The organism is Stenotrophomonas sp. MYb238 (assembly GCF_009496535.1).
Classification (GTDB): Bacteria; Pseudomonadota; Gammaproteobacteria; order Xanthomonadales; family Xanthomonadaceae; genus Stenotrophomonas.
On record NZ_WIDL01000008.1, the window covers coordinates 85,252 to 111,292 of the forward strand.

At 70.6% G+C, this 26,041-nt stretch carries 20 protein-coding genes and 2 pseudogenes; 9 read left to right on the top strand and 13 right to left on the bottom strand.

The annotated features are described in order from the left end of the window. Positions 1-651: 651 nt before the first annotated feature. Positions 652-1,245, bottom strand: a complete 594-nt coding sequence (locus tag CQ393_RS07415) for a HutD family protein (protein WP_153190919.1) — start codon at positions 1,243-1,245, stop codon at positions 652-654. A 105-nt stretch (positions 1,246-1,350) separates the two neighbouring features. After that, positions 1,351-3,183, bottom strand: coding sequence for a 3-hydroxybutyrate oligomer hydrolase family protein (locus tag CQ393_RS07420; RefSeq protein ID WP_153190920.1), 1,833 nt, complete (start codon positions 3,181-3,183; stop codon positions 1,351-1,353). A 114-nt stretch (positions 3,184-3,297) separates the two neighbouring features. On the opposite strand from CQ393_RS07420, the gene CQ393_RS07425 reads away from it, so the two are divergent. Continuing rightward, a complete protein-coding gene (locus CQ393_RS07425; RefSeq protein WP_153190921.1) occupies positions 3,298-4,095 on the top strand; it encodes a 3-hydroxybutyrate dehydrogenase in 798 nt (265 codons plus the stop codon). A 194-nt stretch (positions 4,096-4,289) separates the two neighbouring features. Beyond that, positions 4,290-4,952, top strand: a complete 663-nt coding sequence (locus CQ393_RS07430) for a response regulator transcription factor (protein WP_153190922.1) — start codon at positions 4,290-4,292, stop codon at positions 4,950-4,952. A gap of 10 nt (positions 4,953-4,962) precedes the next feature. Here CQ393_RS07430 and CQ393_RS07435 read toward each other — a convergent pair whose 3' ends face one another. The 3 genes from CQ393_RS07435 to CQ393_RS07445 are packed head-to-tail and all read right to left on the bottom strand — an operon-like array spanning position 4,963 to position 6,682. Further along, a complete protein-coding gene (locus CQ393_RS07435; RefSeq protein ID WP_153190923.1) occupies positions 4,963-5,385 on the bottom strand; it encodes a DUF6691 family protein in 423 nt (140 codons plus the stop codon). Further along, entirely contained in the window at positions 5,382-5,795 is a 414-nt protein-coding gene (locus CQ393_RS07440; RefSeq protein WP_153190924.1) for a YeeE/YedE family protein, read from the bottom strand. Before CQ393_RS07440 ends, CQ393_RS07435 begins: the two co-directional genes overlap by 4 nt. Beyond that, positions 5,792-6,682: an MBL fold metallo-hydrolase gene (locus CQ393_RS07445; RefSeq protein WP_153190925.1), complete on the bottom strand. Its 891-nt coding sequence runs from the start codon at positions 6,680-6,682 to the stop codon at positions 5,792-5,794. The genes CQ393_RS07440 and CQ393_RS07445 overlap by 4 nt, the downstream gene beginning before the upstream one ends. Before the next feature lie 81 nt (positions 6,683-6,763). On the opposite strand from CQ393_RS07445, the gene CQ393_RS07450 reads away from it, so the two are divergent. After that, entirely contained in the window at positions 6,764-7,096 is a 333-nt protein-coding gene (locus CQ393_RS07450) for a metalloregulator ArsR/SmtB family transcription factor (protein ID WP_153190926.1), read from the top strand. Positions 7,097-7,111: 15 nt separating this feature from the next. Here the strand turns inward: CQ393_RS07450 and CQ393_RS07455 are convergent, their stop codons facing one another. Together CQ393_RS07455 and CQ393_RS07460 are read right to left on the bottom strand one after the other, a co-directional pair. Further along, complete coding sequence (locus CQ393_RS07455; RefSeq protein ID WP_153190927.1) at positions 7,112-10,477, bottom strand: PAS-domain containing protein; 3,366 nt, start codon at positions 10,475-10,477, stop codon at positions 7,112-7,114. A 609-nt stretch (positions 10,478-11,086) separates the two neighbouring features. Next, entirely contained in the window at positions 11,087-13,327 is a 2,241-nt protein-coding gene (locus tag CQ393_RS07460) for a TonB-dependent receptor (RefSeq protein WP_153190928.1), read from the bottom strand. A gap of 162 nt (positions 13,328-13,489) precedes the next feature. On the opposite strand from CQ393_RS07460, the gene CQ393_RS07465 reads away from it, so the two are divergent. Beyond that, complete coding sequence (locus CQ393_RS07465) at positions 13,490-14,896, top strand: GntP family permease (protein ID WP_153190929.1); 1,407 nt, start codon at positions 13,490-13,492, stop codon at positions 14,894-14,896. Positions 14,897-15,136: 240 nt separating this feature from the next. On the opposite strand, the pseudogene CQ393_RS07470 reads toward CQ393_RS07465, so the two are convergent. From CQ393_RS07470 to CQ393_RS07480, 3 genes and pseudogenes are all read right to left on the bottom strand, one after another. Continuing rightward, positions 15,137-15,742: pseudogene (locus CQ393_RS07470) on the bottom strand (murein L,D-transpeptidase catalytic domain family protein); the annotation flags it as partial. 144 nt (positions 15,743-15,886) lie between these two features. Then, positions 15,887-16,924, bottom strand: coding sequence for a L,D-transpeptidase (locus CQ393_RS07475; protein ID WP_228114341.1), 1,038 nt, complete (start codon positions 16,922-16,924; stop codon positions 15,887-15,889). Positions 16,925-17,389: 465 nt separating this feature from the next. Continuing rightward, positions 17,390-17,722, bottom strand: coding sequence for a helix-hairpin-helix domain-containing protein (locus CQ393_RS07480; RefSeq protein WP_153190932.1), 333 nt, complete (start codon positions 17,720-17,722; stop codon positions 17,390-17,392). Between the two features lie 199 nt (positions 17,723-17,921). Here CQ393_RS07480 and CQ393_RS07485 point away from each other — a divergent pair, with 199 nt between their 5' ends. From CQ393_RS07485 to murU, 4 genes are all read left to right on the top strand, one after another. Next, positions 17,922-19,415, top strand: a complete 1,494-nt coding sequence (locus CQ393_RS07485) for a M20 family metallopeptidase (RefSeq protein ID WP_153190933.1) — start codon at positions 17,922-17,924, stop codon at positions 19,413-19,415. A gap of 64 nt (positions 19,416-19,479) precedes the next feature. Further along, entirely contained in the window at positions 19,480-19,749 is a 270-nt protein-coding gene (locus tag CQ393_RS07490; RefSeq protein WP_153190934.1) for a GlsB/YeaQ/YmgE family stress response membrane protein, read from the top strand. 91 nt (positions 19,750-19,840) lie between these two features. Continuing rightward, a complete protein-coding gene (locus CQ393_RS07495) occupies positions 19,841-20,854 on the top strand; it encodes a phosphotransferase (RefSeq protein WP_153190935.1) in 1,014 nt (337 codons plus the stop codon). Then, complete coding sequence (murU, locus tag CQ393_RS07500) at positions 20,851-21,552, top strand: N-acetylmuramate alpha-1-phosphate uridylyltransferase MurU (protein WP_343199805.1); 702 nt, start codon at positions 20,851-20,853, stop codon at positions 21,550-21,552. The genes CQ393_RS07495 and murU overlap by 4 nt, the downstream gene beginning before the upstream one ends. A gap of 339 nt (positions 21,553-21,891) precedes the next feature. Here murU and hda read toward each other — a convergent pair whose 3' ends face one another. From hda to CQ393_RS07515, 3 genes and pseudogenes are all read right to left on the bottom strand, one after another. Next, on the bottom strand, positions 21,892-22,587 hold the full coding sequence (hda, locus tag CQ393_RS07505; protein WP_343199807.1) for a DnaA regulatory inactivator Hda: 696 nt from the start codon (positions 22,585-22,587) through the stop codon (positions 21,892-21,894). Between the two features lie 80 nt (positions 22,588-22,667). Next, positions 22,668-23,756: pseudogene (locus CQ393_RS07510) on the bottom strand (AI-2E family transporter); the annotation flags it as partial. Further along, entirely contained in the window at positions 23,753-24,862 is a 1,110-nt protein-coding gene (locus CQ393_RS07515) for a DUF2066 domain-containing protein (RefSeq protein WP_194269608.1), read from the bottom strand. The gene CQ393_RS07515 and the pseudogene CQ393_RS07510, both read right to left, overlap by 4 nt. A gap of 97 nt (positions 24,863-24,959) precedes the next feature. Here CQ393_RS07515 and purM point away from each other — a divergent pair, with 97 nt between their 5' ends. Next, complete coding sequence (gene purM / locus CQ393_RS07520) at positions 24,960-26,018, top strand: phosphoribosylformylglycinamidine cyclo-ligase (protein ID WP_343199809.1); 1,059 nt, start codon at positions 24,960-24,962, stop codon at positions 26,016-26,018. Positions 26,019-26,041: the final 23 nt, after the last annotated feature.

The following is a 26,041-nucleotide window of genomic DNA, read 5'->3' on the forward strand; positions in this document are numbered from 1 at the left end:
ACGTCCCGCGAGATCTGGCTGGTATAGCGCTGGCGGCCATCGTTCCGCTCCATGGGGTTGCGGCAATTCACTGCCTGACCAGCGCCACCTGTCGGATCGCCGGTTCTCCTGCATCGCGTAAATCGAGCAGGGGACGGTCCGGCTCCGGGCCGGTGATAGGACCGGCCGGATCGACGGCGGCCGGTGCGTGCAAAACCGACACATTCGCGGCGCCAAGCAGACGCCCGGCGGGATCTGGCGGGTACAGCGCTGGCGGGCCATCGTTCCGCTCCATGGGGTTGCGCAATGCATTGCCTGTCCAACGCCACCGGTCGGATCGCCGGTTCTCCTGCATCGCGGAATTCGAGCAGGGAACGCTCCGGTCCCGGGCCGGCGATCGGACCGTCTGGATCGACGGCAGCCTTCGCCGGCAGGCACATCACGCCGGACCTGCACTGCCGCTGCACGGCCAAGTGCCCGGACATGCGGAAACGGGGGCGCGTTCCACCGGACCGCTCCGCTGATCGAGGATCGACCGCCAGCGGCGCGCAGTGCATGTACCGCCGGCGCCAGCAGGTGACCCGGCGCGCCGATGACCGCATCGACGTCCGACTTCGCGGCCCTGCCCTCGCTCCTGGCCGCGTCGCGCGCCTGCCCCGTACCGGCGATGCGTCAACCGGCGGCCGGCGTGACCCGTATCGCGAGCAACTCGCCACCTCCGCGCAGCGCATGGCGGCGGCGTTCGCCGGCGCCCAGCCAGGCGGTGTCGCCGGCCTGCAGCGGCGGCAGCGCCGCGTCCTCGAAGGCCGCCTGCCCGGCCAGCAGATGGATCGCCCACGCCGCCTGCGGCTCGGTGAAGAACAGCATGTTGCCGACCAGCGGCCGGTGCAGCAGTTCGGCGTGCAGGTCCGCGCGCCGCCACATCAGGTTGAAATCGCGGGTGACGCCATCGACCAGCTCGCCGGTCAACGCGTCCTCGCCGGCGAAGCGCAGCCGCTGGTGGGGCGGCAGCAGGGTCTGGCAGCGGCCATCGGCGAAGCGCAGGCGCAGGCCCTCGCCCTCCAGCAGCACCAGCTCGCGCTCGACGCCGGGAAACGCGGAGAACGCCGCATCCTGTTCGATCTCGGCGATGGACAGGCGCAGCTGCCAGTCGCCCTGCTCGGGCAGGCGCAGGATCTCGCGGGTCCAGCCCAGGCCGTTGCGCCACCGTTCGCGGTGGTAGCCGGCGGCCGGGATGACGCGGGACGGAGAGGTCAGGATTTCCATCGCGGCATGATGCCATCGCCGCCCCGTAGGAGCGCACCTTGGTGCGCGATGGGACTTACCGGGAAAGCCATCGCGCACCAAGGTGCGCTCCTACGGGGATGGCGGTTACTTCGGCATCGCCAGGTTTTCGGCGGTCAACGGCTTGCCCGCGCGCGGCGTGGTCTCGATCAGCGCATCAGCCGGCAGCGGCGTGCCCTTGTCCAGGCGCGCCTGCACGCGGTCCAGCGCGGCATACACGTAGGGCAGCAACGGCAGGTAGCGCGCGCCGTAATCGGGCAGGCCGAGGAAACCATCGAAGTGCTGCACGTGGCGCACCTGCCAGTAATTCACCTCGCGCCCGGCCGCCTTGGCCGCGGCCACGTACGGCGCGCTGCTGAAGGCCGGTGGGATCAGGCCATCGTCGGCGCCGTGCACCACCATCACCGGCAGGCCCTTGCGCGGCAGGCCGGCGCGGGTGGCCTGGATGCCGGCCTGCACGCGGCGGGCGTCCTCGCCCTGCCCATCCCACAGGCCGCGCAGGCATTTCAGCCCCGCGTAGGTCAGGTCGGGCAACTGCACCTTGCTGTCGAGCAGGCCGACGCCGGCGCCCGGCGGGATGCCGCCGCCATCGGCGATCCATGCCGCACGCTCGGCGGCGGTGGCCGCGCGCGGCGAGAAATCCGGGTTCTGCGCAGCGAAGCTGAAACCGCAGGGATGTTCGCCCACGCCGTAACGGCCATAGGCCGACGCATAGGTCGCGGCGACGGCGCGCCACAGGTCGAAGCCGGTGGACAGCGCGCCGGCGCGCAGCGCGGCGTCGGTCCAGCCCTTGCCCAGCATCAGCTCGTAGGCGGTCTTGGCCTGCGCCGCGGGCGTGGCGCCATCGATGACGCCTTCGGCCGCCAGCGTGGCGCAGCGCACGGTGGCGCCGGCCTGCAGCGCGGCGGTGAGCGGCGGCTGCGGCAGGTTGGCCATGTGCAGCTGCGCGCAGGGCATCAGCAAGGCGGCCTCGGTCGAATAGTCGTACAGCGCGCGGGCGCCGGGGCCGTCGGACAGCACGCTCGGCTCGCCGGCGACCACCGCGTCCAGCCAGTCGCCTTCCAGTTCGGCGGCGCGCAGCACCGCGCCGCCGCCGTTGGAAATGCCCACGGCGATGACGCGGGTATTGGCGAAGGTGAAGGGCGCGGCCTGCGGGAACGCCTGGTCCAGCGCCAGCAGCGCGAACTCGGCGGCCTGCTTCACGTGGCGGCCCCAGTCCGCCTCCGGGTTGTCCTTGGAATGGGCGTGCTTGAACGCCACGCCGGAAGCGTTGACCGGCGCATCCGGCACGAAGGCCAGGTCGGCGGCTTCGCCGAGCGCGCCGACCATGCCGTTGGCGCGCACGCCCATCTGCGCGTCCAGGTCGAAATAGTCGCTGCCCGCGCCCTTGTCGGTGTAGGCCACCGCGCAGCCCTTGGGCAGGCCCCAGGCCGCGGCCACCGACACCGCGCCGTAGATGCCGCGCGAGCCGGAGGCCGGCGCCACCAGCAGGCAGCGCTTGCCGGTGTCGAAATTGTCCGGCACCTGCGCCAGCACGCGGTGCGGCTGCTTGGCGCCGGGCAGGCGCGCATAGGCCGAATATTCGCGCCCCGGCGCCGGCGCCAGGCTGCCGAACAGCTCACCGTAGCCGCCGCCGGGCGCGAGGTCGGCGATGCCGCGCCAGCTGCCCCACAGCGCACGCCGGCGCAGTTCCTCCACGGTCGGCGCGCTGGCGTCGGCGAAGGCCGGCGGCGCCAGGCTGCGCAGTCCGGCCAGGCCGAGGCCGGCGGTCAACAGGTCGTCGTCGCCGCGGTGTTCGCTGCGCAGTTCGTTGCTGAACATGGAAGACTCCACGGACTTGGAGGCGGGGCCGCTGGCGCACGAGGCCAGGCCGAGTCCGACGACGAGGCCGCAGGCGGCGCGCAGGAGGGAAGTAGTCATGCCGGCACACTAGCAGAGCGTCTCGTCCGGCCCATCGTACTTTCGTACCACGCGGCGCTTACGTCCAGGCTGCTACGTTCTGCAGCCTTCCCCACACTGTTTCACGGAGTTCCCATGGACCGTTTCCTGCAGGGCCGCACCGCGCTGGTGACCGGCAGCACCTCGGGGATTGGGCTTGCCATCGCGCAGGCATTGGCCGCGACCGGCGCCCGCGTGGCGATCAACGGCCTGGGCACGGCCGAACAGATCAATGCCGCGCTCGCCAGCGTCGCCGCGACCGGCAGCGAATCGCGCCATTTCGGCGCCGACCTGCGCAACCCGGCCGAGATCGAGGCGATGATGGCCGCGGTGCAGGACTGGGGCGCGCTCGACGTGCTGGTCAACTGCGCCGGCATCCAGCACGCCGCGCCGCTGGCCGAGCAGCCCGCGCACAAGTGGGACGACATCATCGCCATCAACCTCAGCGCCGCCTTCCACACCATGCAGCAGGCGCTGCCCGGCATGGCCGCGCGCGGCTACGGCCGGGTGGTCAACATCGCCTCGGTGCACGGGCTGGTGGCGTCGAAGAACAAGGCGCCCTACGTGGCCAGCAAGTTCGGCATCGTCGGCCTGAGCAAGGTCGCGGCGCTGGAATATGCCGCCGCCGGCAGCCGCGACAGCGGCGGCGTCACCGTCAACTGCGTGTGCCCGGGCTGGGTGGAAACGCCGCTGATCGAGCCGCAGATCCAGGCGCACCGCAACGGCGGCAGCCGCGACGACGGCGTGCGCGCCCTGCTCGAGGAAAAGCAGCCGAGCCTGCGCATGTCGCTGCCGGAGGACATCGCCGCCATGGTGGTATGGCTGTGCCGCCGCGAGGCGCACAACCTCACCGGCGCCGCGCTGCCGATGGACGGCGCCTGGACCGCGCAGTAAACAACCGCCCCCGTAGGAGCGGCTTCAGCCGCGATGGAGCATTCATGCAAATCTGTCTGCAACGGGCCAATGCCCTGCATGCGGATGGGTTGATGGGAATGCCCCATCGCGGCTGAAGCCGCTCCTACCGGGACCGCTCAGCCACGCGGCGCCCATTTCGCGGACAATCGAGGCCTGTCCTCTCCACCATGCCCATGCCCAGCCTGCTGATCGCCGACGACCATCCGCTGTTCCGCGCCGCGCTGCGCCAGGCCGCGGGCGAGGCGGTGGCCGGCCTGCAGGTGCGCGAGGCCGAATCGCTGGACGGCGTGCTGGCCGCGCTGGACGCCGCGCCCGAGACCGACCTGATCCTGCTCGACCTGCACATGCCCGGCAATCATGGACTGGCCGGGCTGGCGGCGATCCGCGCCCAGCACCCGGGCGTGGCGGTGATCGTGGTCTCGGCCAACGACGACCCGCGCGTGGTGCGGCGCGCGCTCGACCACGGCGCCGCCGGCTACCTGCCCAAGAGTTCCGGACTGAACGAACTGCGCGAGGCGATCCGCAGCGTGATGGCCTGCGAACAGTGGCTGCCGGCCTCGCTGCGCGCGGCGGTGGCGCGCGCGCAGTCCTCCAGCCACGATAGCGAACTGGCCGCGCGCCTGGCCAGCCTGTCGCCGCAGCAGTTCCGGGTGCTGGCGCTGGTCGCCGAAGGCCTGCTCAACAAGCAGATCGCCGACCGCCTGGACGTGCAGGAACGCACGGTCAAGGCGCACCTGTCGGCGATCTTCGAACGGCTGGGCGTGCGCAACCGCACCCAGGCCAGCGTGGTGCTGCGCGAACTGGAACTGAGCGACCCGGCCAAGCAGGCCGTGTAGGAAACGCGGATCAGCGCCCGCGCAGCAGGCGGTGCAGCACCATGCCCGCCAGCATCGCCGGCACGAACCACAGCACTTCCGGCGACAGCACGCCCAGGCCCACCAGCGCCGGTCCCGGGCAATAGCCCGCCAGCCCCCAGCCGATGCCGAACACGCCCGCGCCGACCAGCAGGCGGGCGTCGACGCTGCGCAGCTGCGATACCTGGAACCGTTCGGCCAACAGCGGCGCCGGGCACCGCAGCACGAAGCGGAACAGCAGCATCGTGGTGCCTACCGCGCCGCCCAGCACGAACAGCAGCGTCGGATCGAACGCGCCGGCCACGTCCAGGAAACCGAGGATGCGCAGCGGGTCGGTCATGCCCGACACCGCCAGCCCCAGGCCGAACAACGCACCGGCCAGCAACGCCGCCAACAAGGTCCTGATGCCGCTCATGCCCCATGCCTCACGACCCAGGTGGTGGCGACCGCCGTCGCCATGAATACCAGCACCGCCGCCAGCGAGCGCGGCGACAACCGCCCCAGTCCGCACACGCCATGGCCGCTGGTGCAGCCATTGCCCATGCGCGTGCCGAAGCCGACCAGCAACCCGGCGGCCACCAGCAGGGCCGGCGGAAAGCCCTGCCGCGGCGCATACGCGCCCGGCACCCACCACAGCCACGCCGCGCCGGCCACGACCAGACCCAGCAGGAACGCCGCCCGCCACGCCACTTCGCTGCGCTGCGGCAGCAGTACGCCGCCGACGATGCCGCTGATGCCGGCGATGCGTCCGTTCAACCACAGCAGCAGCGTCGCCGCCAGGCCGATCAGCACGCCGCCGGCCAGGGCGGCGGGCCAGGCACTCATCGCGCGCCGCCCAGCTGGTCAAGCGGCAGGCGGAAGTAGCGGATGCCGTTGGCGTCCGGTTCCGGCAGGCGCCCGCCGCGAATGTTGACCTGCAGCGCCGGCAGGATCAGCCGCGGCACCGGCAGCGTCGCGTCGCGCTGCACGCGCTTGTGCACGAACGCCGCCTCGTCGACGCCGTCCATCAGGTGCGGGTTGTTTTCCTTCTGCTCGTCGATGCGGGTCTGCGGCAATGCGTCGCGGCGGTCGCCGGGATAGTCGTGGCACAGGAACAGGCGCGTGTCCTCCGGCAGCGCGAGGATCTTCTGGATGGAGGCATACAGCCGGTGCGCGTCGCCGCCGGGGAAGTCGGTGCGCGCGGTACCGGTATCGGTGGCGAACAAGGTGTCGCCGATGAAGGCGGCATCGCCGATCACGTAGGTCAGGCTGTCGTCGGTATGGCCGGGCGTGGCGATCACCCGCGCGTCCAGCGTGCCGATGCGGAAGCGGTCGCCATCGACGAACAGGCGGTCGAACTGGCGGCCGTCGGCGACGAACTCCTCGCCCAGCCCGAACAGCGCCTTGAAGCGCTCCTGCACCTGGACGATGCCGCGCCCGATCGCCACCGGCGCATGCAGGATGTCGGCCAGGTAGCCGGCGGCGCTGAGATGATCGGCGTGCGCATGGGTTTCCAGGATCCACTCCACCCTCAGCTGGCGTTCGCGCACGAAGGCCAGCAGCGCGTCGGCCGAGGCGGTGCCGATGCGCGCGCCGGCCGGCTCGTAGTCCAGCACCGGGTCGATGATCGCCGCCGAACCCGCCAGTTCGTCGTACACGACATAGCTGAAGGTTCCGGTGTCCTTGTCGAAGAAGGCTTCGACCCGGGGGGAAGACTGTGGAATCCGGTGCATGGGAATCACCGCCCTGTAATTTAGAATTTTCTAAACTAAACTCTCCCCGTGCAAACCACAAGTCTCCGCCCGGCACCGACCATGAACACGTCCGACCTGGACATCGCGCAGATGCAGGCCCATGCCGAACAGGCCGCGCAGCTGCTCAAGGCCATCGCTCACCCGGCGCGGCTGCGCGTGCTCTGCCGGCTGGTGGAAGGCGAGGCGTCGGTGGGCGAACTGCAGGCCGGCGTCGGGCTGTCGATGTCGGCGCTGTCGCAGCACCTGGCGGTGATGCGCGAGACCGGGCTGGTGACCACGCGGCGCGAGGCGCAGACCATTTTCTACGCGCTCGCCGACAGCCCCGCGCTAGGCGTGATTCAGGCGCTGCACGAGGCCTACTGCGGCAAACGCAAGCGCGGGCGCGCGGCGTAGACGGGAAAACCGCCGCTACGGCGATGGCGCCTGCGCTACCGCGCGCGCGGCCAACAGCCGGTCCATGATCGACTTCAGCGCCAGGGGGCGCACCGGCTTGTGCAGCAGGGTCAGGCCCTGCTCCAGCACTTCCCGGCGCGTGGCCAGGCTGTCGTCGGCGCTGAGGATCAGGGTCGGCCGCGGGCCGAAACGTTCGCCCAGCCGCGCCTGCAGCGCGGTGCCGGTGTCGCCGTCGTCCAGGTTGTAGTCGAACAGCCACAGCGCCGCCGGCGCGGCCTGCATCGCAGCGACCGCGTCCGCCTCGGCCGACGCCTCGGCGACGGCGTAGCCCCAGCCGCGCAGCAGCGCCGCCAGGCCGGCCAGTGCCGCCGGATCGTTGTCCACGACCAGCACGCCAATCGCCTCCCGTGCCTCGGCCGTCCTGCCCTTCACCGGCGCCGCCGGGGCCGCCGCGGGCAGCGCCGGCGTCGAAACCACGCCCACCGCCACCGAGAACACGGTGCCGCGCCCCGGTTCGCTGCGCAGCCGCAACGGCGCGTCCAGCAGGCCGGCGATGCGGTCGGCGATCGCCAGGCCCAGGCCCAGTCCCTGCCCGCCGCTGTCCTCGCCGCGCCGGAACTCCTCGAAGATGCGCCGCTGCTCGCCCTTGGCGATGCCCGGCCCGGTGTCGTGCACCTCGATGCGCAACCGCCCGCCGTCGCGGCGTACGCCCAGCAGCACGCCGCCGCGCGCGGTGTAGCGCACCGCATTGGCCAGGAAGTTCTGCAGCACGCGCCGCAGCAGCTGCGGGTCGCTGTCCACCCAGGCGCGGGTCGGCACGTAGCGGAAGGCAAGCCCGCGCGCCGCGGCCAGCGCACGGAATTCCGACGCGAGCGGGTCGAGCACTTCGGCCAGCGGCATGGCGCGTGGCTGCGGCACCAGCCCGCCGGCTTCCAGCCGCGACATGTCGAACAGGCCGGTCAGCAGCTGCGTGGTCGAATCCAGCGCGCCGTGGATCTGCGCCACCGCCTGCCGCTGCGCCGGCGCCTCCACCTGCTGGGCCAGGGTGTCGGTGAACAGGTGCGCGGCGTGCAGCGGCTGCAGCAGGTCGTGGCCGATGGCCGCCAGGAAACGGCTCTTGGCGTCGTTGGCGCGCTCGGCCTCGCGCTTTGCCGACTCCAGCAGCGCGGTGCGCTCGCCCACGCGCTGCTCCAGCGTCTCGTTGCTGCGCATCAGCTCCTGCTCGGTGCGGCGGAACTCGGTGACGTCGGTGAAGGTGGCGACGAAGCCGCCGCCGGGCATCGGGTTGCCGCGGATCTCGACGATGCGGCCGTCCGGGAATACGCGCTCGGTCAGGTGCGCGGTGCCGGCGCGCATGAACGCCAGGCGCCGGTCCACCGCGCGCTCGCCGCTGCCGCGCTGGGGCATCGCCTGCAGCGCCCAGCGGGTCAGGTCCACGATCGGCCGGCCGACCTGTAGCAACTCGTCGGGAAAACCGAACAACTGCGCATAGGGGCGGTTCCACGCCACCAGCCGCTGCTCGCGGTCGATCACGCTGATGCCCTGGCTCATGTTCTGCAGCGCGGCCTGCAGCACCTGCTGGTTGAAGCGCAGGTCCAGCGCGGCCTCGCTGACGATGGCCGCGACCGTGGCCAGTTCGCCGCTCTGGCGGCGCGCGGCGTCCAGCAGCAGCCGCGCCGAGGCGGCGCCGAGCACCGCGGACAGCTCGCGCTCGACGCTGGCCTCGATCGCCGCCGGCACCGGTCCCTGCCGCGGCGCATCGGCGAGCAGGCGCTGCACCTTCTCCCAGGGCAGGAAGCGGCGGCCGGCGTCGCGCAGCGCGTCGGCATCGAGATTGCGGCGGGTACGGTCGGGCGTATCGCGCCGCCAGACCATCGCCAGCAGGGTCACCGCCGTGCCGACGAACAGGCTGGCGCCGACCGCGCGCCCCAGCGGGCTCCAGCCGGTCAGGCCGAACAGCGCCTGCGGCGCCAGCCAGCGCCAGCCCAGCGGTCCCTCGGCCAGCCAGGCCGGCACCCGGCCGCCGCTTTCCAGCAGCGTCGGCAGCAGCAGCACCCAGGCCCAGGTGGCGAAACCGGCCAGCACCCCGGCGATGGCCGCGCGCGGTGGCGTCTGCGGCCGCCAGATCGCGAAGCCCAGTACCGGCACCAGCGTGGCCATCGCCGAGAACGAGATCGCGCCGATGTCGGCCAGCACGTTGCCGCCGCCGATCGAACGGCTGTACGCCCAGGCCAGCAGCATGATCGCGCAGATGCCGGCGCGGCGCAGCCACACCAGCTCGCGGCGGTGGTCGCCGCCGGCGCGCGCCCAGGTGCTGCGCAGCAGGCCCGGCGCGAACCAGTGGTTGCCGATCATCAGGCTCAGGGTCAGGGTGCTGACCACCACCATGCCGGTGGCCGCGCTCAGCCCGCCGAGGAAGGCGAACAGCGCCACCCCGGTATGCCCGGCCGAGAACGGCAGCGCCAGCGTGTACATGTCGCTGGGCACGCTGTTGCCCAGCAGCGCGCTGCCGGCGCGCGCCAGCGGCAGGATCGGCAGCGCGATCAGTAGCAGGTACAGCGGAAACAGCCAGCGCGAGGTGCGGATGTCGGCCGGGTCGCGGCACTCGACCACGCCGACGTGGAACTGGTGCGGCAGCAGGAACATCGCCAGCGCGCCGAGCAGCACCAGCGGCACGAAGCCGCCGGCCGGCGCCTCCGCCGCGGGCGCGGGCGGCGGCATCGCCACCCCGTCCAGCCCGAACCAGACGAAGGCGCCCAGCGCCAGCATCGCACCAAGCTTGAACAGCGATTCGGCGGCCATCGCCAGCACCAGCCCGCGGTTGTGCTCGGACACGTCGGCGCGGCGCGCGCCGAACAGCATCGCGAACAGCGCCATCGCCAGCGCTACGTACAGCGCACTGTCGCGCCACGGCGCCGCGTCCTGCGCCGCCTCGGCCGAACGCTGCGTGAGCATGCCGAAGCTCATCGCCACCGCCTTGAGCTGCAGCGCGATGTAGGGGATCAGCCCGAGCGCGGCGATCAGCGTCACCGTCGCCGCCAGCCAGGCGTCGCGCCCCAGCCGCGCGGCGATCAGGTCGGCCAGCGAGGTGGCGTTGGTCTCGCGCGCCAGCCGCACCAGCCGCACCATCATGCCGATGGCCAGCGCATAGAACAGGATCGCGCCGACGAAGGTCGGCGGCAGCGGCCAGCCGTAGCGCGCGGCCTGGGTCACCGTGCCGTAGAACGTCCACGAAGTGCAGTGCACCGCCAGCGACAGCGCATAGACATGGCGCCAGTGACGCGCGAACACCGCCGGCCGGCGCTCGCCGTACAGCGCGACGCCGAACATCAGCACCAGCCAGGCCACCCCGGCCAGTGCCACCGTCACCAGACTCAGCATGCGTATGGGTTCCCCGTGTGCATGGCGGGCAGGATACGGCGCGCGGCAAGCGCAGCGGAACCACACTGCGCACCGGTCCCTGTAGGAGCGGCTTCAGCCGCGATGAAGCATTCCCGATGAACCACCACGCACGCCAAGGCGGCAAGCAAAGAGGAACCGCACAACGCACCCGCTCCCGTAGGAGCGGCTTCAGCCGCGATGGCGCATTCCCGACGAACCACCACGCACGCCAAGGCAGCAAGCGCAGAGGAACCGCACAACGCACCCGCTCCCGTAAGAGCGGCTTCAGCCGTGATGGAGCATTCCTGATGAACCACCACACACGCCAAGGCAGCAAGCGCAGCGGAACCACACAGCGCACCAGCCCCCGTAGGAGCGGCTTCAGCCGCGATAGGGCATTCCCGATGAATCACCACGCACGCCAGCAAAGCTGTCTCCAGCAATTTCAGAAAAGCCCCTTCGCGGCTGAAGCCGCTCCTACGGGATCGTGCGAGGACGACGGGAAGGACGTGATCCATGGCAGAACCGCACGAACGGCGGCGCACGCCATGAAAAACCCTCCCTGCGGAAGCAGGGAGGGTTTGGATCCACGACCGGAGAGCCTGCACCTCAGAAGTTGTAGCGCAGCGACACGTACCAGTTGCGCGGCAGGCCGTAGTAGGCGGTCTGGATGTTGCCCACGCTGGCGAACTCCTGGCCTTCGGTCTTGTACTGCTTGTCGGTCAGGTTGCGCACGCCGGCGCGCACCTGCCAGGCCAGCTGCGGCGAATCCCACACGCCGTACACGCCCAGCAGGGTGTAGGCGTCCTGGCTCAGCACGTCGCGGTTGTCCACGCTCAGCCAGGTCTTGCCACGGTAGGAGACATCGCCGCCGAAGGTCAGCGCGCCGCTGTCGCCCAGCGCGAACACGTGCTGCAGCGCCACCCGCGCGGTCCAGTCCGGCGAGAACGGCACGTGGTCGTGGTTCACGTTCGGATCGAAGCCCGGGTAGGACGGATCCAGGCGGAAGTCCTCGAACCGGTCGTACCTGGCATCCATCCAGCCGACCTGCGCGCTCAGCGTGGTGGCCTCGCCCAGCAGCGCGCTGCCTTCCAGCTCGATGCCCTTGATGTTGAGCTTGGCCGCGTTGAGCACCGGGAAGGTGCCCACGTCCTGCGAGACGCGCGCCTGGAAGTCGCTGTAGTTGCTGTAGAAGGCCGCCGCGCTGCCGCGGAAGCGGTGGTCGGCCGAGCTGCCCTTCAGGCCCAGCTCGTAGGTCCATACGTATTCCGGATCGAACTTGGCGTGCTGGGTGTCGTAGACGGTGTTGGCGCGGCCGTTGAAGCCGCCGGACTTGAAGCCGCGGTTGGCCGACACGTAGCCCATCAGGTTGTCGCCGAATGCCTTCTGCAGGCTGACCGACGGCGTCACCGCGGTCCAAGAGGCATTGGCGGCGAAGGCCACGGTTTCGTTCAGCGCGGAGAACGGCGCGCCCCAGAAGGTGCTGGTGGAACGGTCGTAGTCCTTCTTGTCCTTGGTCCAGCGCACGCCGGCGGCCACGGTCCAGCTCGGCACGAACTCCCAGTTGAGGTGGGCGAAGGCGGCATTGGAGGTGGTGGTCAGGTCGTCGTCGATGGTGCGCAGGAACGGCACCTTCGCGCCCAGGAACGAGAACAGGTCGTCGGCGTAGGCCTCCTGGTACGACGGCACGTTCTCCTTCATGTAGTACGCGCCGAAGGTGGCGTGCAGGTTGGAGCCGTTGTCGTAGTGCAGCTGGAATTCCTGGCTGGTCTGGTCCTGGTCCAGCGCCACCAGCACGTCACCCAGCTCGTATTGGGAAGCGTCGATGTCGATGTACGACTCGGTCTTCAGCTTGCGGTAGGAAGTGATGCTCTTCAGCGTCCACTGCCCGTTGATGTCCCAGTCCATCGCCAGCGAGGCGCCGGAGTGCTTCAGGGACTGGCCCTGGCCATCGTCGAAGGACGTGCGCGCGCGGCGGTTCCATTCGCCGGTCTGGCCGGGCTGCAGCACGATCACGCCCGCCGGGGCAAGGCTGGTCTGGCGCAGGGCGGCCATCGGCCGGCCCATGGTCAGCGCGGCGTCCTGCTTGGTGGTGTCCACGCTCAGGGTGGCGCGGAAGTTGTCGGTCGGGTTCAGCGCCAGCTTGAAACGCAGCGCCTCGGTGTCGTCGTCGTTGTAGCGCCTGCCGGTGTCGGCGTCCTTCACGTAGCCATCGTTGGTGATCTTGGCGCCGGCGATGCTGGCCGCGACGGTGTCGCTGAGCTTGCCGGACACGTAGAAGCGGCCTTCCAGGCGGCCGTAGTCGCCGGCGGTGACTTCCACCGCGCCGCCCTCGTTGTCGAACGGGTTCTTGGTGGTCAGCTTGATCGCGCCGCCGGTGGAGTTCTTGCCGTACAGCGTGCCCTGCGGGCCGCGCAGCACTTCCAGCTGCTGGATGTCGAACAGCGAGAACAGCGCGCCGTTGATGCGCGAGTAGTAGACGTCGTCCACGTACATGCCCACGCCCGGGTCGAAGGTCTGCAGCGCGTCCGGCTGGCCGATGCCGCGGATGAACACGTTGACGCTGTTGGCCGAGCCGCGGCCCTGGGCGATGTTCATGTTCGGCACCGCGCCCTGCAGGCCTTCCACGGTGGACGCCTGCAGATCCCGGATCTGTTCCTCGCCGAAGGCCGACACCGCCACCGGCACGTCCTGGATGGACTCGGTGCGGCGGCGCGCGGTCACGGTGACTTCATCCAGCTGGGTGGCCTGCGGCTGGCCGGCCGGCTGCGGCTGTTCCTGGGCCTGCACGAACGCGGCCGGTGCCAGCAACGCACAGCCCACGGCCATGCTCAGATACTTGCGCTTCATTGGTCTCCCTCCTCCCGGGTATGACGCGGCGGCACACGGATGCCGCCCATGCTGCGCACGTTAGCCGGGCGCCCGGAGCCGGAGCATCGTCCGTTCGTACAGTGGGCCGGCCGGCCGCGGCTCCCGATACTCGCCGGCATCGTGTCTGGCCGGGAGCCGTGGATGTCGTTTCTGATCGTACTGGCGGCGCTGTGCTTCCTGATGTTCGTGGCCTACCGCGGCTACAGCGTGATCCTGTTCGCGCCGGTGGCGGCGCTGGGCGCGGTGCTGCTGACCGACCCGACGCTGGTGCAGCCGATGTTCACCGGCCTGTTCATGGACAAGATGGTCGGCTTCCTGAAGCTGTACTTCCCGGTGTTCCTGCTCGGCGCGGTGTTCGGCAAGCTGATCGAGATCTCCGGCTTCTCCAAGTCGATCGTCACCGCCACCATCCGCCTGGTCGGCGCGCAGCGCGCGATGCTGTCCATCGTGCTGGTCTGCGCCCTGCTCACCTACGGCGGGGTGTCGCTGTTCGTGGTGGTGTTCGCGGTCTATCCGTTCGCCGCCGAGCTGTTCCGCCAGAGCGACATCCCCAAGCGGCTGATTCCCGGCACCATCGCGCTGGGTGCCTTCACCTTCACCATGGACGCGCTGCCGGGCACGCCGCAGATCCAGAACATCATCCCGGCCTCGTTCTTCGGCACCACCGGCTGGGCGGCGCCGTGGCTGGGCGTGATCGGCACGGTGGTGATCCTGATCCTGGGCATGAGCTACCTGGAATGGCGCCGCCGCGTCGCCGCCGCCAAAGGCGAGGGATATTCCGGCGCCCACGAGGAACTGCGCAACGAGCCCGAGCCGTTCCAGGGCGACCGCCTGGCGCATCCGCTGGTGGCGGTGCTGCCGCTGGTGCTGGTGGGCGTGGCCAATTTCCTGCTCACCCGCTGGATCCCCGGGTTCTACGGCGAAAGCCAGTCGTTCGTGCCGGCGGTGATCGGCAACCCGGCGCCGGTGGTGCAGGAGGTATCCAAGGTCGCCGCCATCTGGGCGGTGCAGGGCGCGCTGCTGCTGGGCATCCTCAGCGTCATCGCCTTCGCCTGGAAGCCGGTGGTGGCCGCGTTCGCCGAAGGCACCAAGTCGGCCATCGGCGGCGCCATGCTGGCCTCGATGAACACCGCCTCCGAATACGGCTTCGGCGCGGTGATCGCCGCCCTGCCCGGCTTCCTGGTCGTGGCCAACGCGCTGGGCTCGATCCCCAACCCGCTGGTCAACGAGGCCATTTCCGTCACCGCCATGGCCGGCATCACCGGCTCGGCATCCGGCGGCATGAGCATCGCGCTGGCGGCGATGGCCGACAGCTTCATCGCCAACGCGCAGGCCGCCGGCATCCCGATGGAGGTGCTGCACCGCGTGGCGGCGATGGCCTCCGGCGGCATGGACACGCTGCCGCACAACGGCGCGGTCATCACCGTGCTCGCCGTCACCGGCCTGACCCACCGCCAGTCCTACAAGGACATCTTCGCCATCACCCTCATCAAGACCCTGGCCGTGTTCGCGATCATCGGCGTGTACTACGCCACCGGCGTGGTCTGAGACGGGGGAATCCCGGCCCTGCCGGCCGTACCGGCCGCAGGATGGTACCGCGCATCATCCTGCGTTCCGGCCGCCGCCGGAACACCCCATCGGCACCGCTGGGCGGACGCCGCAGGGGCCGGCTCCGCCGGAACGCGATCGAGGGAACTGGCGCGGGATGGGGAAGGGACGTGGAGCGGCAGGGAATCCACGAAACGGCGTCGCGCGACGGCAGCCGGACCGGCCACGGCCGGCACATCGTCAACGCGCGGCCAGTTGCCCGCAGTGGCCTTCCAGCAGTTGCGAATGCCGCAGCCACTCCGGGTCGGGGTAATAGGCGAATACCAGGGTGCCCCCGCGCAGGCTGTCGATCAGCGGACGCGCCACCGCTGGCCGTACCGCCGGGCATCCCAGGCTACGTCCCAGCCGTCCCTGCACGCGCGCGGCGACCGGATTCACATAGGGCGCGCCATGGATGACGATCGCGCGCTCGCGGGCGCGGTCGTTGAAACCGGGCTCCAGCCCCCGCAACCGCAGCGAGTACCCGTTGCCGCCGCTGTAGGTTTCCTGCGCGACGAACGCCCCCAGGCTGGACATGTAGCTGCCCTCGCGGTTGGAAAAACTGCGTGTCAGGTTGTCGCCGCTGTTGCGCCCGTGCGCCACCCACTCCTCGAACAGCAGCGTCTGCCTGTCCAGGTCGAACACCCACAGCCGCGGTTCGGTGGACGGGCGGGAGTAGTCGATCACGCCGAGCCGCCGCGGGTCCAGCCCCGGTTCGCGGCGCTGCAGGGCGCAGGCCATGGCACGCGCCGCCAGCGCCAGCACATTGCGGTCGGCCGCCGGCGCGGCCTGCGCCAGTTGTTCGACCCGCAGCGGCGGACCTTCGGCCAGCGCCGCAAGATCGGGGGCCGGCGCAGCGCGCGACGGGGCGGCGGGCACGGCCAGCAGGCAGGGCAGCAACAGGCGGAGATACGGCAATGGATTCATGGCGGGAGATGGCCGGACGCAGGCTCACTGGCTAGGGGCGGGCGGTGCCGATTCCAATACCGGCTGCATGTCCTGTTCAGCGCCGGTCGGCCGCACCGCCGGCAGGCTCGTGACCAGCAGGGTGGTGCCGGGCACCAGCACGTCGTACAGCCGGCGCGCGAAATCGGCCGGCAACTGCACCGGCAGCGACGGTCGCGCCAGAAGGTCGGGGATCTCCCCCGCCGCGGCTTCGCCCAGCAGCGGGTAGGCGGTCCAGCGGTGGCGGCCGCGCTGTGGGTCGAGCGGGCTGGGCGTGCCGTCCATCTCCTGCCCCATCACGAACAGGGTGGTGCCGGTGAACGCCGGCAGCCCCTCCATGCCCATCTTCGATTCGGCGATCGGCACCCCGTCGCGCAGCACGTAGATGCGCCGGTCGTGGGTGCTGACCAGGATGCCCACCTGTCCCTGCGGCGACAGGTCATCGTCCCAGTAGTGGTCCGGGGCGTCCGCGGCAGTGGCCATCGGCAAACCGCGGGCGGTGACCGGCGCCAGCACCGCCGGATAGACCAGCGTCATCGGGGAACTGCGGCCATCGGCCACCACCACCGTATCGCCGCGGCGGGTCTCGGCGAAAAGCTTCTGCGCGAACGCCTGCGGCAGGCGCACGCAGCCGTGCGAGGCCGGATACCCGGGCAGCGAACCGCCGTGCAGGGCGATGCCGTCCCACGTCAGCCGCTGCATGTAGGGCATCGGCGCGTTGTTGTAGAGATTGGAGCGGTGGTCCTTGTTCTTCTGCAGGATGGTGAAAACGCCGGTCGGCGTTTCATGCCCGGCCTTGCCGGAACTGATGGTGGTCATGCCGATGGCGATGCCGTTGCGATAGACGTAGGCACGCTGGTCGTCCAGGCTGACCACCAGTACGATCGGACCGGCCGGCGATATCTCCGGATGCCAAAGATATTGCCCCGGCTTCAGGTCCAAGGGATTTTCCGGCGTCGGTACCGGTTGGGCCGCAAGCGGCAGGGCAGCGGCCAGCACCAAACAGGCAGACAGCCAGAACCCGCATCGTCTCCAGTCCTTCATGTTTCCCGCCATCGTGCACCATGTCCGGATGCCGTCAGCGTAGCGCAGGCCGCACGGACCCTTCATCACCCCCCGCGGAGGGCAAGGGCAATGCCGACCCCATTGCCGGAATCCCATACATGCCCGGCAAGGCGGTCTCTCCCTTGCGGTACGCAGGCGCTGCTGTGCCATGGGACGAACTGGAGGTGCCCTCGAAACGCGGCACACCGGCTGCGGGGAACACGCCTGCCGCCGATCACCGACAGGCGAGCGACGTGACGCCCGCACGCCCGACGGTGGACGGCGGCACGCGGAGGCTGGAAAACGCACGCGCCCAAAAAGAAATCGCCCGGCTGCACGTCACTGTGCAACACCGGGCGACATTCACGTCCCTGTAGGCATCCTGCCTTCCCCAGCCTCCTGGCTATCCGGGGTTCTCCGTGTGGCCGTCATCCGGACGACGCACTTGTCGCGATTCCCTTCCGCTCAGCGCCTCTCGACCGGCTTGGTCGTTGCCGCCTTGGCGTTCCTGGCAGCGGAGGCGGTTCCTGCGCCCACGCCGATCAGGTCACGATTCCGTTCGACCGTCTTCAACCCGATGCCCTTGACCAGCGCCAGTTCCTCGACGCTCTTGAAGGGACCGTTCGCCTGTCGGTATTCGACGATCGCCTGCGCCTTGGCGGCGCCGACATTCACCAATACCCGGTCCAGCTCCGCCGCGGTGGCGGTATTGATGTCGACCTTGTCCGTGGCTTGCGCCGATGCGGTCAACAACAACGCCAGAACCAGTGACTTCAGCATCACGGTGAAAAGCTTCATCGCTGCAACTCCTTGTGGCTTGGACTGGAATGCCGGCATCCCCGCCGGCCAGACCAGTGTTCCGCGCCACATGAACACAGCCTATCCGCCACGCCTCCGGCCCACAGCCGGCAAACCGCCCGATTCTTTGTAGGAAAATTCCTACAAGAGGGACGGCGTAGAATGGGCGCATCTGAAACCTTGCAACCGGAGTTCCCGAATGGACAGCGCCAAGCTCGGCCAATTTCTCAGCGACAAATGGGACAACGACATCGTCCCGCAGCTGGTCGACTACATCCGCATCCCCAACAAGTCGCCGATGTTCGACGCGAACTGGGTTGCCAATGGCTATATGGACCAGGCCGTGGCGCTGATGGAAAACTGGGCCAAGGCGCAGAAGATTCCCGGCCTGCAGGTCGAAGTGGTGCGCCTGGAAGGCCGTACCCCTCTGATTTTCCTGGAAATCCCCGCCTCCGGCCCGGAAACCGGCGACGACACCGTGCTGCTCTACGGCCACCTGGACAAGCAGCCGGAAATGACCGGCTGGGACGCCGACCTCGGCCCGTGGAAGCCGGTGCTGCGCGGCGAAAAACTCTATGGCCGCGGCGGCGCCGACGACGGCTACGCCATCTTCGGCTCGCTGGCCGCCGTGCTCGCGCTGCAGGAGCAGGGCCTGCCGCACGCCCGCTGCGTGATCCTGATCGAGGCCTGCGAGGAATCCGGTTCCTACGACCTGCCGGCCTACGTCGACCACCTGGCCGCGCGCATCGGCCAGCCGTCGCTGGTGGTCTGCCTGGACTCGGGCTGCGCCAATTACGACCAGCTGTGGTGCACCACCTCGCTGCGCGGCCTGACCGGCGGCAACTTCACCGTGAAGGTGCTCAACGAGGGCGTGCATTCGGGCGACGCCTCCGGCGTGGTGCCGTCGTCTTTCCGCCTGCTGCGCCAGCTGCTCTCGCGCATCGAGGACGAGAACACCGGCCGCATCCTGCTCGACGGCCTGCACGTGGACGTACCGGCCGAGCGCCTGGAGCAGGCCAGGCGCGCCGCCGACGTGGTCGATACCGCCATCTTCGACAAGTTCCCGCTGGTGGACGGCCTCAAGCCGATGAACGAGGACCTGACCGAACTGGTGCTCAACCGCACCTGGCGCCCGGCGCTGTCGGTGACCGGCATCGGCGGCATGCCGCCGCTGGAATCGGCCGGCAACGTGCTGCGCCCGGAGACCGCGGTGAAGCTGTCGCTGCGCCTGCCGCCGACCGCCAACGGCAAGGCCTGCGGCGAGCTGCTGAAGGAAGCGCTGCTGCGCGACCCGCCGAACGGCGCGCACGTCACCCTGGACCTGGAAAAGGCCTCCACCGGCTGGAACGCCCCGGCCATGGCGCCGTGGCTGGAGCGGTCCATCGACGACGCCAGCCAGGCCTTCTTCGGCAAGCCGGCCATGTACATGGGCGAAGGCGGCTCGATCCCGTTCATGGGCATGCTGGGCGAGAAGTTCCCCGGCGCGCAGTTCATGATCACCGGCGTGCTCGGCCCGCATTCCAACGCGCACGGCCCGAACGAGTTCCTGCACATCCCGATGGGCAAGCGCGTCACCGCCTGCGTGTCCAAGGTGCTGTTCGACCATCACGCGGCCAGCCTGCGCGGCGAAACCAGCGGCTCGCCCGTGGCGGCCGACAGCGGCACCCGCCACGGCGGCCACGGCTGCTGCTGAGCGGCGCAATGACGACGCAGCCCGGCCTTGCTAGGCTGCGTTTTTCCTTGAGGCGGGTGGATCCATGAGCGGACTGTTTGGCAGCGACAGCTGGCTGTACATCATCCTGGTCGGCTTCGTGGTCGGCCTGCTGGGGCGCTTCTTCATGCCCGGCAACAACCGCATGGGCTGCCTGCTGACCATCGTGCTGGGCATCGCCGGCGCGGTGTTCGCCGGCTGGTTCGGCCGCTACATGGGCTGGTACGCCGCCGGGCAGCCGGCCGGTTTCGTCGGCGCCATCGTCGGCGCGATCGCCCTGCTGGCGCTGCTGCGGCTGGTCAGCGGCAAGCGCTGAACGTTCCACCCCTTCCCCTTCGAACACGGGAACGCCGCGGGGCCCTGCCGTCCTGCGCGCGCTCCATGGCACCTGCGAGCACGCTTCACCGATGACCCCGGACACCTCCCTGGAACCGCAGCGCGCGCGGCAGCGCCTGGATTGGGCCCGCCACCAGTTGGGCGACGGCGCGGCCGACATCGAGCGCGCCTCGGTGGACGCCGGTTTCCGCAGCTACTGGCGCGTCACCGGTGATGCCGGCAGCCACATCGTCATGGACGCCCCGCCCGGCCTGGAAGATCCGCGGCCGTGGCTGCGCATGCGCGAACTGCTGCTGGCGCACGGGCTGCGGGTGCCGGCCCTGCTCGCGCAGGACCTGGACGCCGGCTTCCTGCTGCTGGAAGACCTGGGTGCGCCGACCTTGGCGCGGCTGCTGGACGACGGCAACGCCGACGCGTGGTTCGACCGCGCCATGGAGCAGCTGATCCGGTTGCAGTCGATCCCGGTGCCGGAGGGCTTCGGCCATTTCGGCGAAGCCCTGCTGCAGCGCGATGCCGGCCTGTTCGACGAATGGTTCCTGCAGCGCCATCTCGGCCTGGCGCTGGACTGCGGCGAGATCGAAGGCCTGCAGCTGGCGCAGCGGCGGTTGATGGACAACGCGCTGGGCCAGGCGCAGCTGATGACCCACCGCGACTTCATGCCGCGCAACCTGATGCCGGTGGAAGATGGCCCGGCGGTGCTGGACTTCCAGGACCTGGTGCGCGGGCCCATCGCCTACGATCCGGTGAGCCTGTTCAAGGACGCCTTCCTGAGCTGGCCGCTGGAACGCGTGGACGGCTGGCTGGCGCGCTACCACGAACGCGCCCTCGCCGCCGGCCTGCCGGTACCCGACCGCGCCACCTTCCTGCGCGATGCCGACTGGATGGGCGTGCAGCGGCACCTAAAGATCCTGGGCATCTTCTCCCGCCTGCACTACCGCGACGGCAAGAGCCACTACCTGGAAGACGTGCCGCGCTTCGTCGCCTATCTCGACGAGGTGCTGCCGCGCCATCCGCAGCTGTCCGCGCTGCGGTCGCTGCTGGAAGACCGCATCAAGCCGGCGCTGGCCGAACGGGCCGCGCGGTGAAGGCGCTGGTTTTCGCCGCGGGGCTGGGCGAGCGCATGCGTCCGCTCACCGAGCGCACGCCCAAGCCGCTGCTGCACGCCGGCGGCCGCCCGCTGATCGCCTGGCACCTGGAAAAGCTGGCCGCGCTCGGCGTGCGCGACGTGGTGGTCAATACCTCCTGGCTGGCCGAACAGTTCCCCGAGGTGCTGGGCGACGGCAGCCGCTGGAACCTGCGCCTGCACTACGCCTGCGAAGGGCCGACGCCGCTGGAGACCGGCGGCGGCATGCTCAACGCGCTGCCGCTGCTGGGCGAGGCGCCGTTCCTGGTGGTCAACGGCGACATCTGGACCGACTTCGATTTCTCGCTGCTGCCGCGCGAACCGGCTGGCGAAGCCCACCTAGTGCTGGTGGACAACCCGCCGCAGCACCCGCAGGGCGATTACCGCCTCGACGCGCAGGGCGTGCTGCACCACGACCGCGACGCGCCCTGCCTGACCTATGCCGGCATCGGCATGTACCGCCCGTCGATCCTGGACGACTGGCGCGCGGTGATCGGCGATGCGCCCGGCAGCGAGCGCACGCCGCCGCGTTTCAGCGTGGTGCCGCTGCAGAAACACTTCATGGCGCAGGGCCGCATCAGCGGCCAGCACCACCGCGGCCGGTGGACCGACGTTGGCACCCTGCAGCGGCTGCAGGCGCTGGAAGAAGCCCTCTCGTAGGAGCGCACCTTGGTGCGCGATGGGGCTTCCCCGGTGAAGCCTCGTGCGGGGGCAAGCCCCGCACCTGCGGAAACCACTGCGCCAACGCTCCGTTCAACCACAGGCCGGGACTACGCTCCCGGTGCCGGCATTCAGCGCATCGGGGATAACCCAGGCCCACCTCGTTTCCGGGAGCAGGCTCCACTGGCGAGGGAACGGAGTCGTCGCAGGTACGGAGCTTGCCCCGTACGCCGCTTTCCCAGCGAGGCCTCGTGCGGGTCAAGCCCCGCACCTGCGCCAGCCGCTTGCCTCGTAGGGAACGCTCCTGGGTGAAACCCGGCAAGGCGGTAGCCGCACCGCTCAGGACGCGTCCAGCACCTTGCGCAGGAACGGCACGGTGATGCGCCGCTTGGCCGCGAGCGACTCGCGGTCGAGCCGGTCCAGCAGCACGACCAGTCCGCCCAGGTCGCGGCCGGTGCGGGTGAGCAGCCAGTCGATGGCCGCCTCGTCCAGCGCCAGCCCGCGCCGGATCGCACGCTCGCGCAGCACGGCGCCGCGTCCGTCGTCGTCCAGCGCGTCCAGCACGATGCGCCCGCACTGCGACAGCCGCGAGCGCAGGTCGGGCAGCACCAGCCCCAGCGCGTCGGGCGCGGCCGTGGCGGTATAGAGCAGGGTCACGCCCGCCGCGCGCGCGCGGTTGTGGAAGTCGAACAGCGCCACTTCGTCATCGCGCCGGCCGGCGATGGCGTCCAGGCCGTCCAGCGCGACCACGTCGCGCCCTTCCAGCGCCTCCAGCGCATCGCGCAGGCGCCCTGCCGCGGCCTGCAGCGGCAGGTAGGCCGAACCGCGCCCGGCCTGCTCGGCGGCGGCGCACACGGCCAGCGCCAGGTGCGTCTTGCCGCTGCCGGCCGGACCGACCAGATAGATCCAGTCGCGGCTGCCGCCGGTGGCGGCGGCGCGCAGCTGCGCCAGCGCCCCGTCCGGGGCGCCGATGAAGCTTTCCAATCGCTGGTCCGGCGGATAGCGCAGGGCCAGCGGCAACTGCGGCACGCTCACTTCGGTTCGACGTCCTTCGGCACGATGCCCAGGCCCGGCGCGGGCTCGCCGCTGGCGTGCAGCACGATGGTCGGGCCATGGCCGGCATACAGCTCGCTCTGCCGGTAGCGCTCGTGCGCGTAGCGCAGCAGCACGTTGATCACCGCCGCCGCCGGCAGCGCCAGCAGCATGCCGAGGAAGCCGAACAGCTGGCCGCCGGCCATCACCGCGAAGATCACCGCCACCGGATGCAGGCCGATCTTGTCGCCGACGATGCGCGGGGTGAGCACGTAGCTCTCCAGCAGCTGGCCGACGGTGAACACCACGCCGACCAGCGCCAGCAGCTTCAGGTCCACGCCCTGCGCCTGCACCAGCGCCGCCAGCACCGCCAGCACCACGCCGGTGGTCGCGCCCAGGTAGGGAATGAAGCTGATCAGCCCGGCGATCAGGCCGATCAGCAGGCCGAGGTTGAGCCCGACCAGCGACAGGCCGACCGCGTAGACCACGCCCAGCGCCAGCATCACCACGATCTGGCCGCGGATGAACGCGCCCAGCACCTCGTCGGATTCGCGCGCCAGCCGCGACACGGTCTCGATGTGGTTGCGCGGGATCATCGCCGCCACGCGCTCGACCAGCCGGTCCCAGTCGCGCAGGAAGTAATAGGCCAGGATCGGCAGCAGCGCCAGGTTCACCACCCAGGTCACCATCGCAAAGCCCGAGCGCGACACGTAGCCGAACAGCGTGGTGGCGGCGCCGCCGGCCTGCTGCCAGTGCGTACGCACCCACTCGAACAGGCGCTCGGGCGCCAGCCAGCTGAGGATCTCCACGCCGGTGCGCTGCTCGATCCACGGCAGCGCCGTGCCCATCAGCCATTCCTGCGCCTGCGGCAGCGAGGCGGCAAGGGTGACGATCTGGCGCTGGATCAGCGGCACCAGGATCAGCAGCGCCAGCGCCAGCAGCAGGATCATCATCGCGAACACCAGGATCACCGCGGTGTTGCGCGAACGCCCGCGCGCCTCCAGCCGGTCCACCAGCGGATCGCCCAGCCAGGCCAGCATCAGCGCGACCACGAACGGGGTCAGGATCGGCGCCAGCAGCCACACCACCCACAGGCCGAACGCCGCCAGCACGCCGCGCTGCAGACGGCGCAGGAACAGTGCGACTTCCGTATCCGCCGCAGCGCCGTTCATCGGACGCGGTACTCGGCCGGGCCGGAGGCCGGCGCGCCTTCGGCGGGCGGCGCAACCGGCTGCAGCGCGGCGTCCGCGCCGAGCATGCGGTTCAGCCCCTGCAGGCCGCTCATCAGTTCCAGGTCCAGCTCCAGGCGGTCGCTGGAGGCCTGCACCGGCACCATCGAACGCACCACCGCCACCGACTGCAGGGTCGCGGCCACGCGCAGGTAGTCGGCGGCGGTCCGCAGGCCGCTGATGCGGATGCGGTAGGTGCCGGCCGCGCCGGCCACCGGCGCCTTGGCATAACGCTTGACCAGCGCGTCGGCCGCGCCGTCGGCGCCGCCGGCCATCGCGCGGCGGGCATCGCCGTCGCGGGTGGTCCACTTGGCCAGTTCGCGGCCGTCGTCGACGAACACCCAGTCGGCCAGCCAGCCGCCGCCGCTGGCGCGGTACAGCTTGCCGACCAGTTGCATGGGCGGCGCATAGCGCGCCGAGGCGCGGGCGATGGCGGCGGTGTCCTGGCGCCAGATCGCACCGACCAGCGCCTGCTCGGCCGCGCCGCCGCCGGGCAGGCCCAGGCGGAAGCCGCGTTCGATGGCGCGGTCCAGCAGCGGACGCGCGGCGTTGGCCTGCTGCACCCCCACCAGACGCGGGCCGCTGCCGTCGTCGATCGCCATCCAGACCACCGGCTTGGGCCGCGGCTGCGGCCATATCGGCAGCCCCAGCGCCGCCACCAGCCCATCCACGTCGTCCTGGCGGAAGCGCGCCACCAGCATGGTGCGGAAGCTCGGCGCCCCGGACGCGGAGACGCTCTGGTCCTGGCGGTAGTCGTAGCTCTCGACCATGTCCCTGGCGCTGCGCAGCGCCTGCGCCACGCCCGGGCGGGTCATGGCGCTGCGGTCGCCGGACAGCTTGCCCAGCACCGCGCCCAGCGCGCGCGCCAGGGCGCCGTTGCGGTCGGCGTCGCCCTGGCTGTTGACCGGGACCTCGGCCTCGTAGGGGTTCTGCGCGCTGGCCACGTCGCCCTCGGTACGCATGCCGGACTGCGCATGCGCCGCCGGGACGGACAGGCAGAACGCCAGAAACAGGGAAAAGGCCAGGCTGCGACGCATTGAGGGTTCCATTGCTCGACGGTTCCGGTGGGAATTGTTGCCCGAATGCGGCCTTGGCGCCAACGTGGCCTGTTAAAATCGCCCGTTCCCCCCGCCAGTGCAGCCGCCCGTGACCAGTTCCCCGACTTCCGCCAACTCTCCCCTGACCTACCGTGACGCCGGCGTGGACATCGACGCGGGCAACGAACTGGTCGAACGCATCAAGCCGCTGGTCAAGCGCAGCTTCCGCCCCGAGGTGATGGGCGGCCTGGGCGGCTTCGGCGCGCTGTTCGACCTGTCGGGCAAGTACCGCGAGCCGGTGCTGGTGTCGGGCACGGACGGCGTCGGCACCAAGCTCAAGCTGGCCCAGCAGCTCGGCCGCCACGACACCATCGGCATCGACCTGGTCGCCATGTGCGTGAACGACGTGCTGGTGCAGGGCGCCGAGCCGCTGTTCTTCCTGGATTACTTCGCCACCGGCAAGCTGGACATCGACACCGCCGCGGCGGTGGTCGGCGGCATCGCCAACGGCTGCACCGAGGCCGGCTGCGCGCTGATCGGCGGCGAGACCGCCGAGATGCCCGACATGTACGCGCCCGGCGAGTACGACCTGGCCGGCTTCACCGTGGCGGCGGTGGAGAAGAGCGAACTGAAGGACGGCGCGGCCGTGCGGCAGGGCGACGTGCTGATCGGCATCGCCTCCTCCGGCCCGCATTCCAACGGCTACTCGCTGGTGCGCCGCATCTACGACCGCGCCGGCCAGCCGGCCGAGCTAGTGCTGGAAGACGGCGTGAAGCTGGTGGACGCGCTGATGGCGCCGACCCGCCTGTACGTCAAGCCGATCCTGTCGCTGCTCAAGCAGCACGGCGCCGCCATCCACGGCATGGCCCACGTCACCGGCGGCGGCCTGACCGAGAACATCATCCGCGTCGTGCCCGACGGCCTGGGGCTGGACATCGACGCCGGCAGCTGGACGCTGCCGCCGGTGTTCCAGTGGCTGCAGCGCGAGGGCAACGTCGCCGACAGCGAGATGTGGCGCACCTTCAACTGCGGCATCGGCTTCGTGCTGCTGGTGCCGGCCGACCAGGCCGCCGCCATCGGCGCCTCGCTGGACGCGCTGCAGCTGGCGCACTGGCGGATCGGCGAAGTGGTCGCCGCCAGCGGCGCCGAGCGCGTGCGCATCGGCTGACCCCGTCCGGCCGCAAGGTGCCA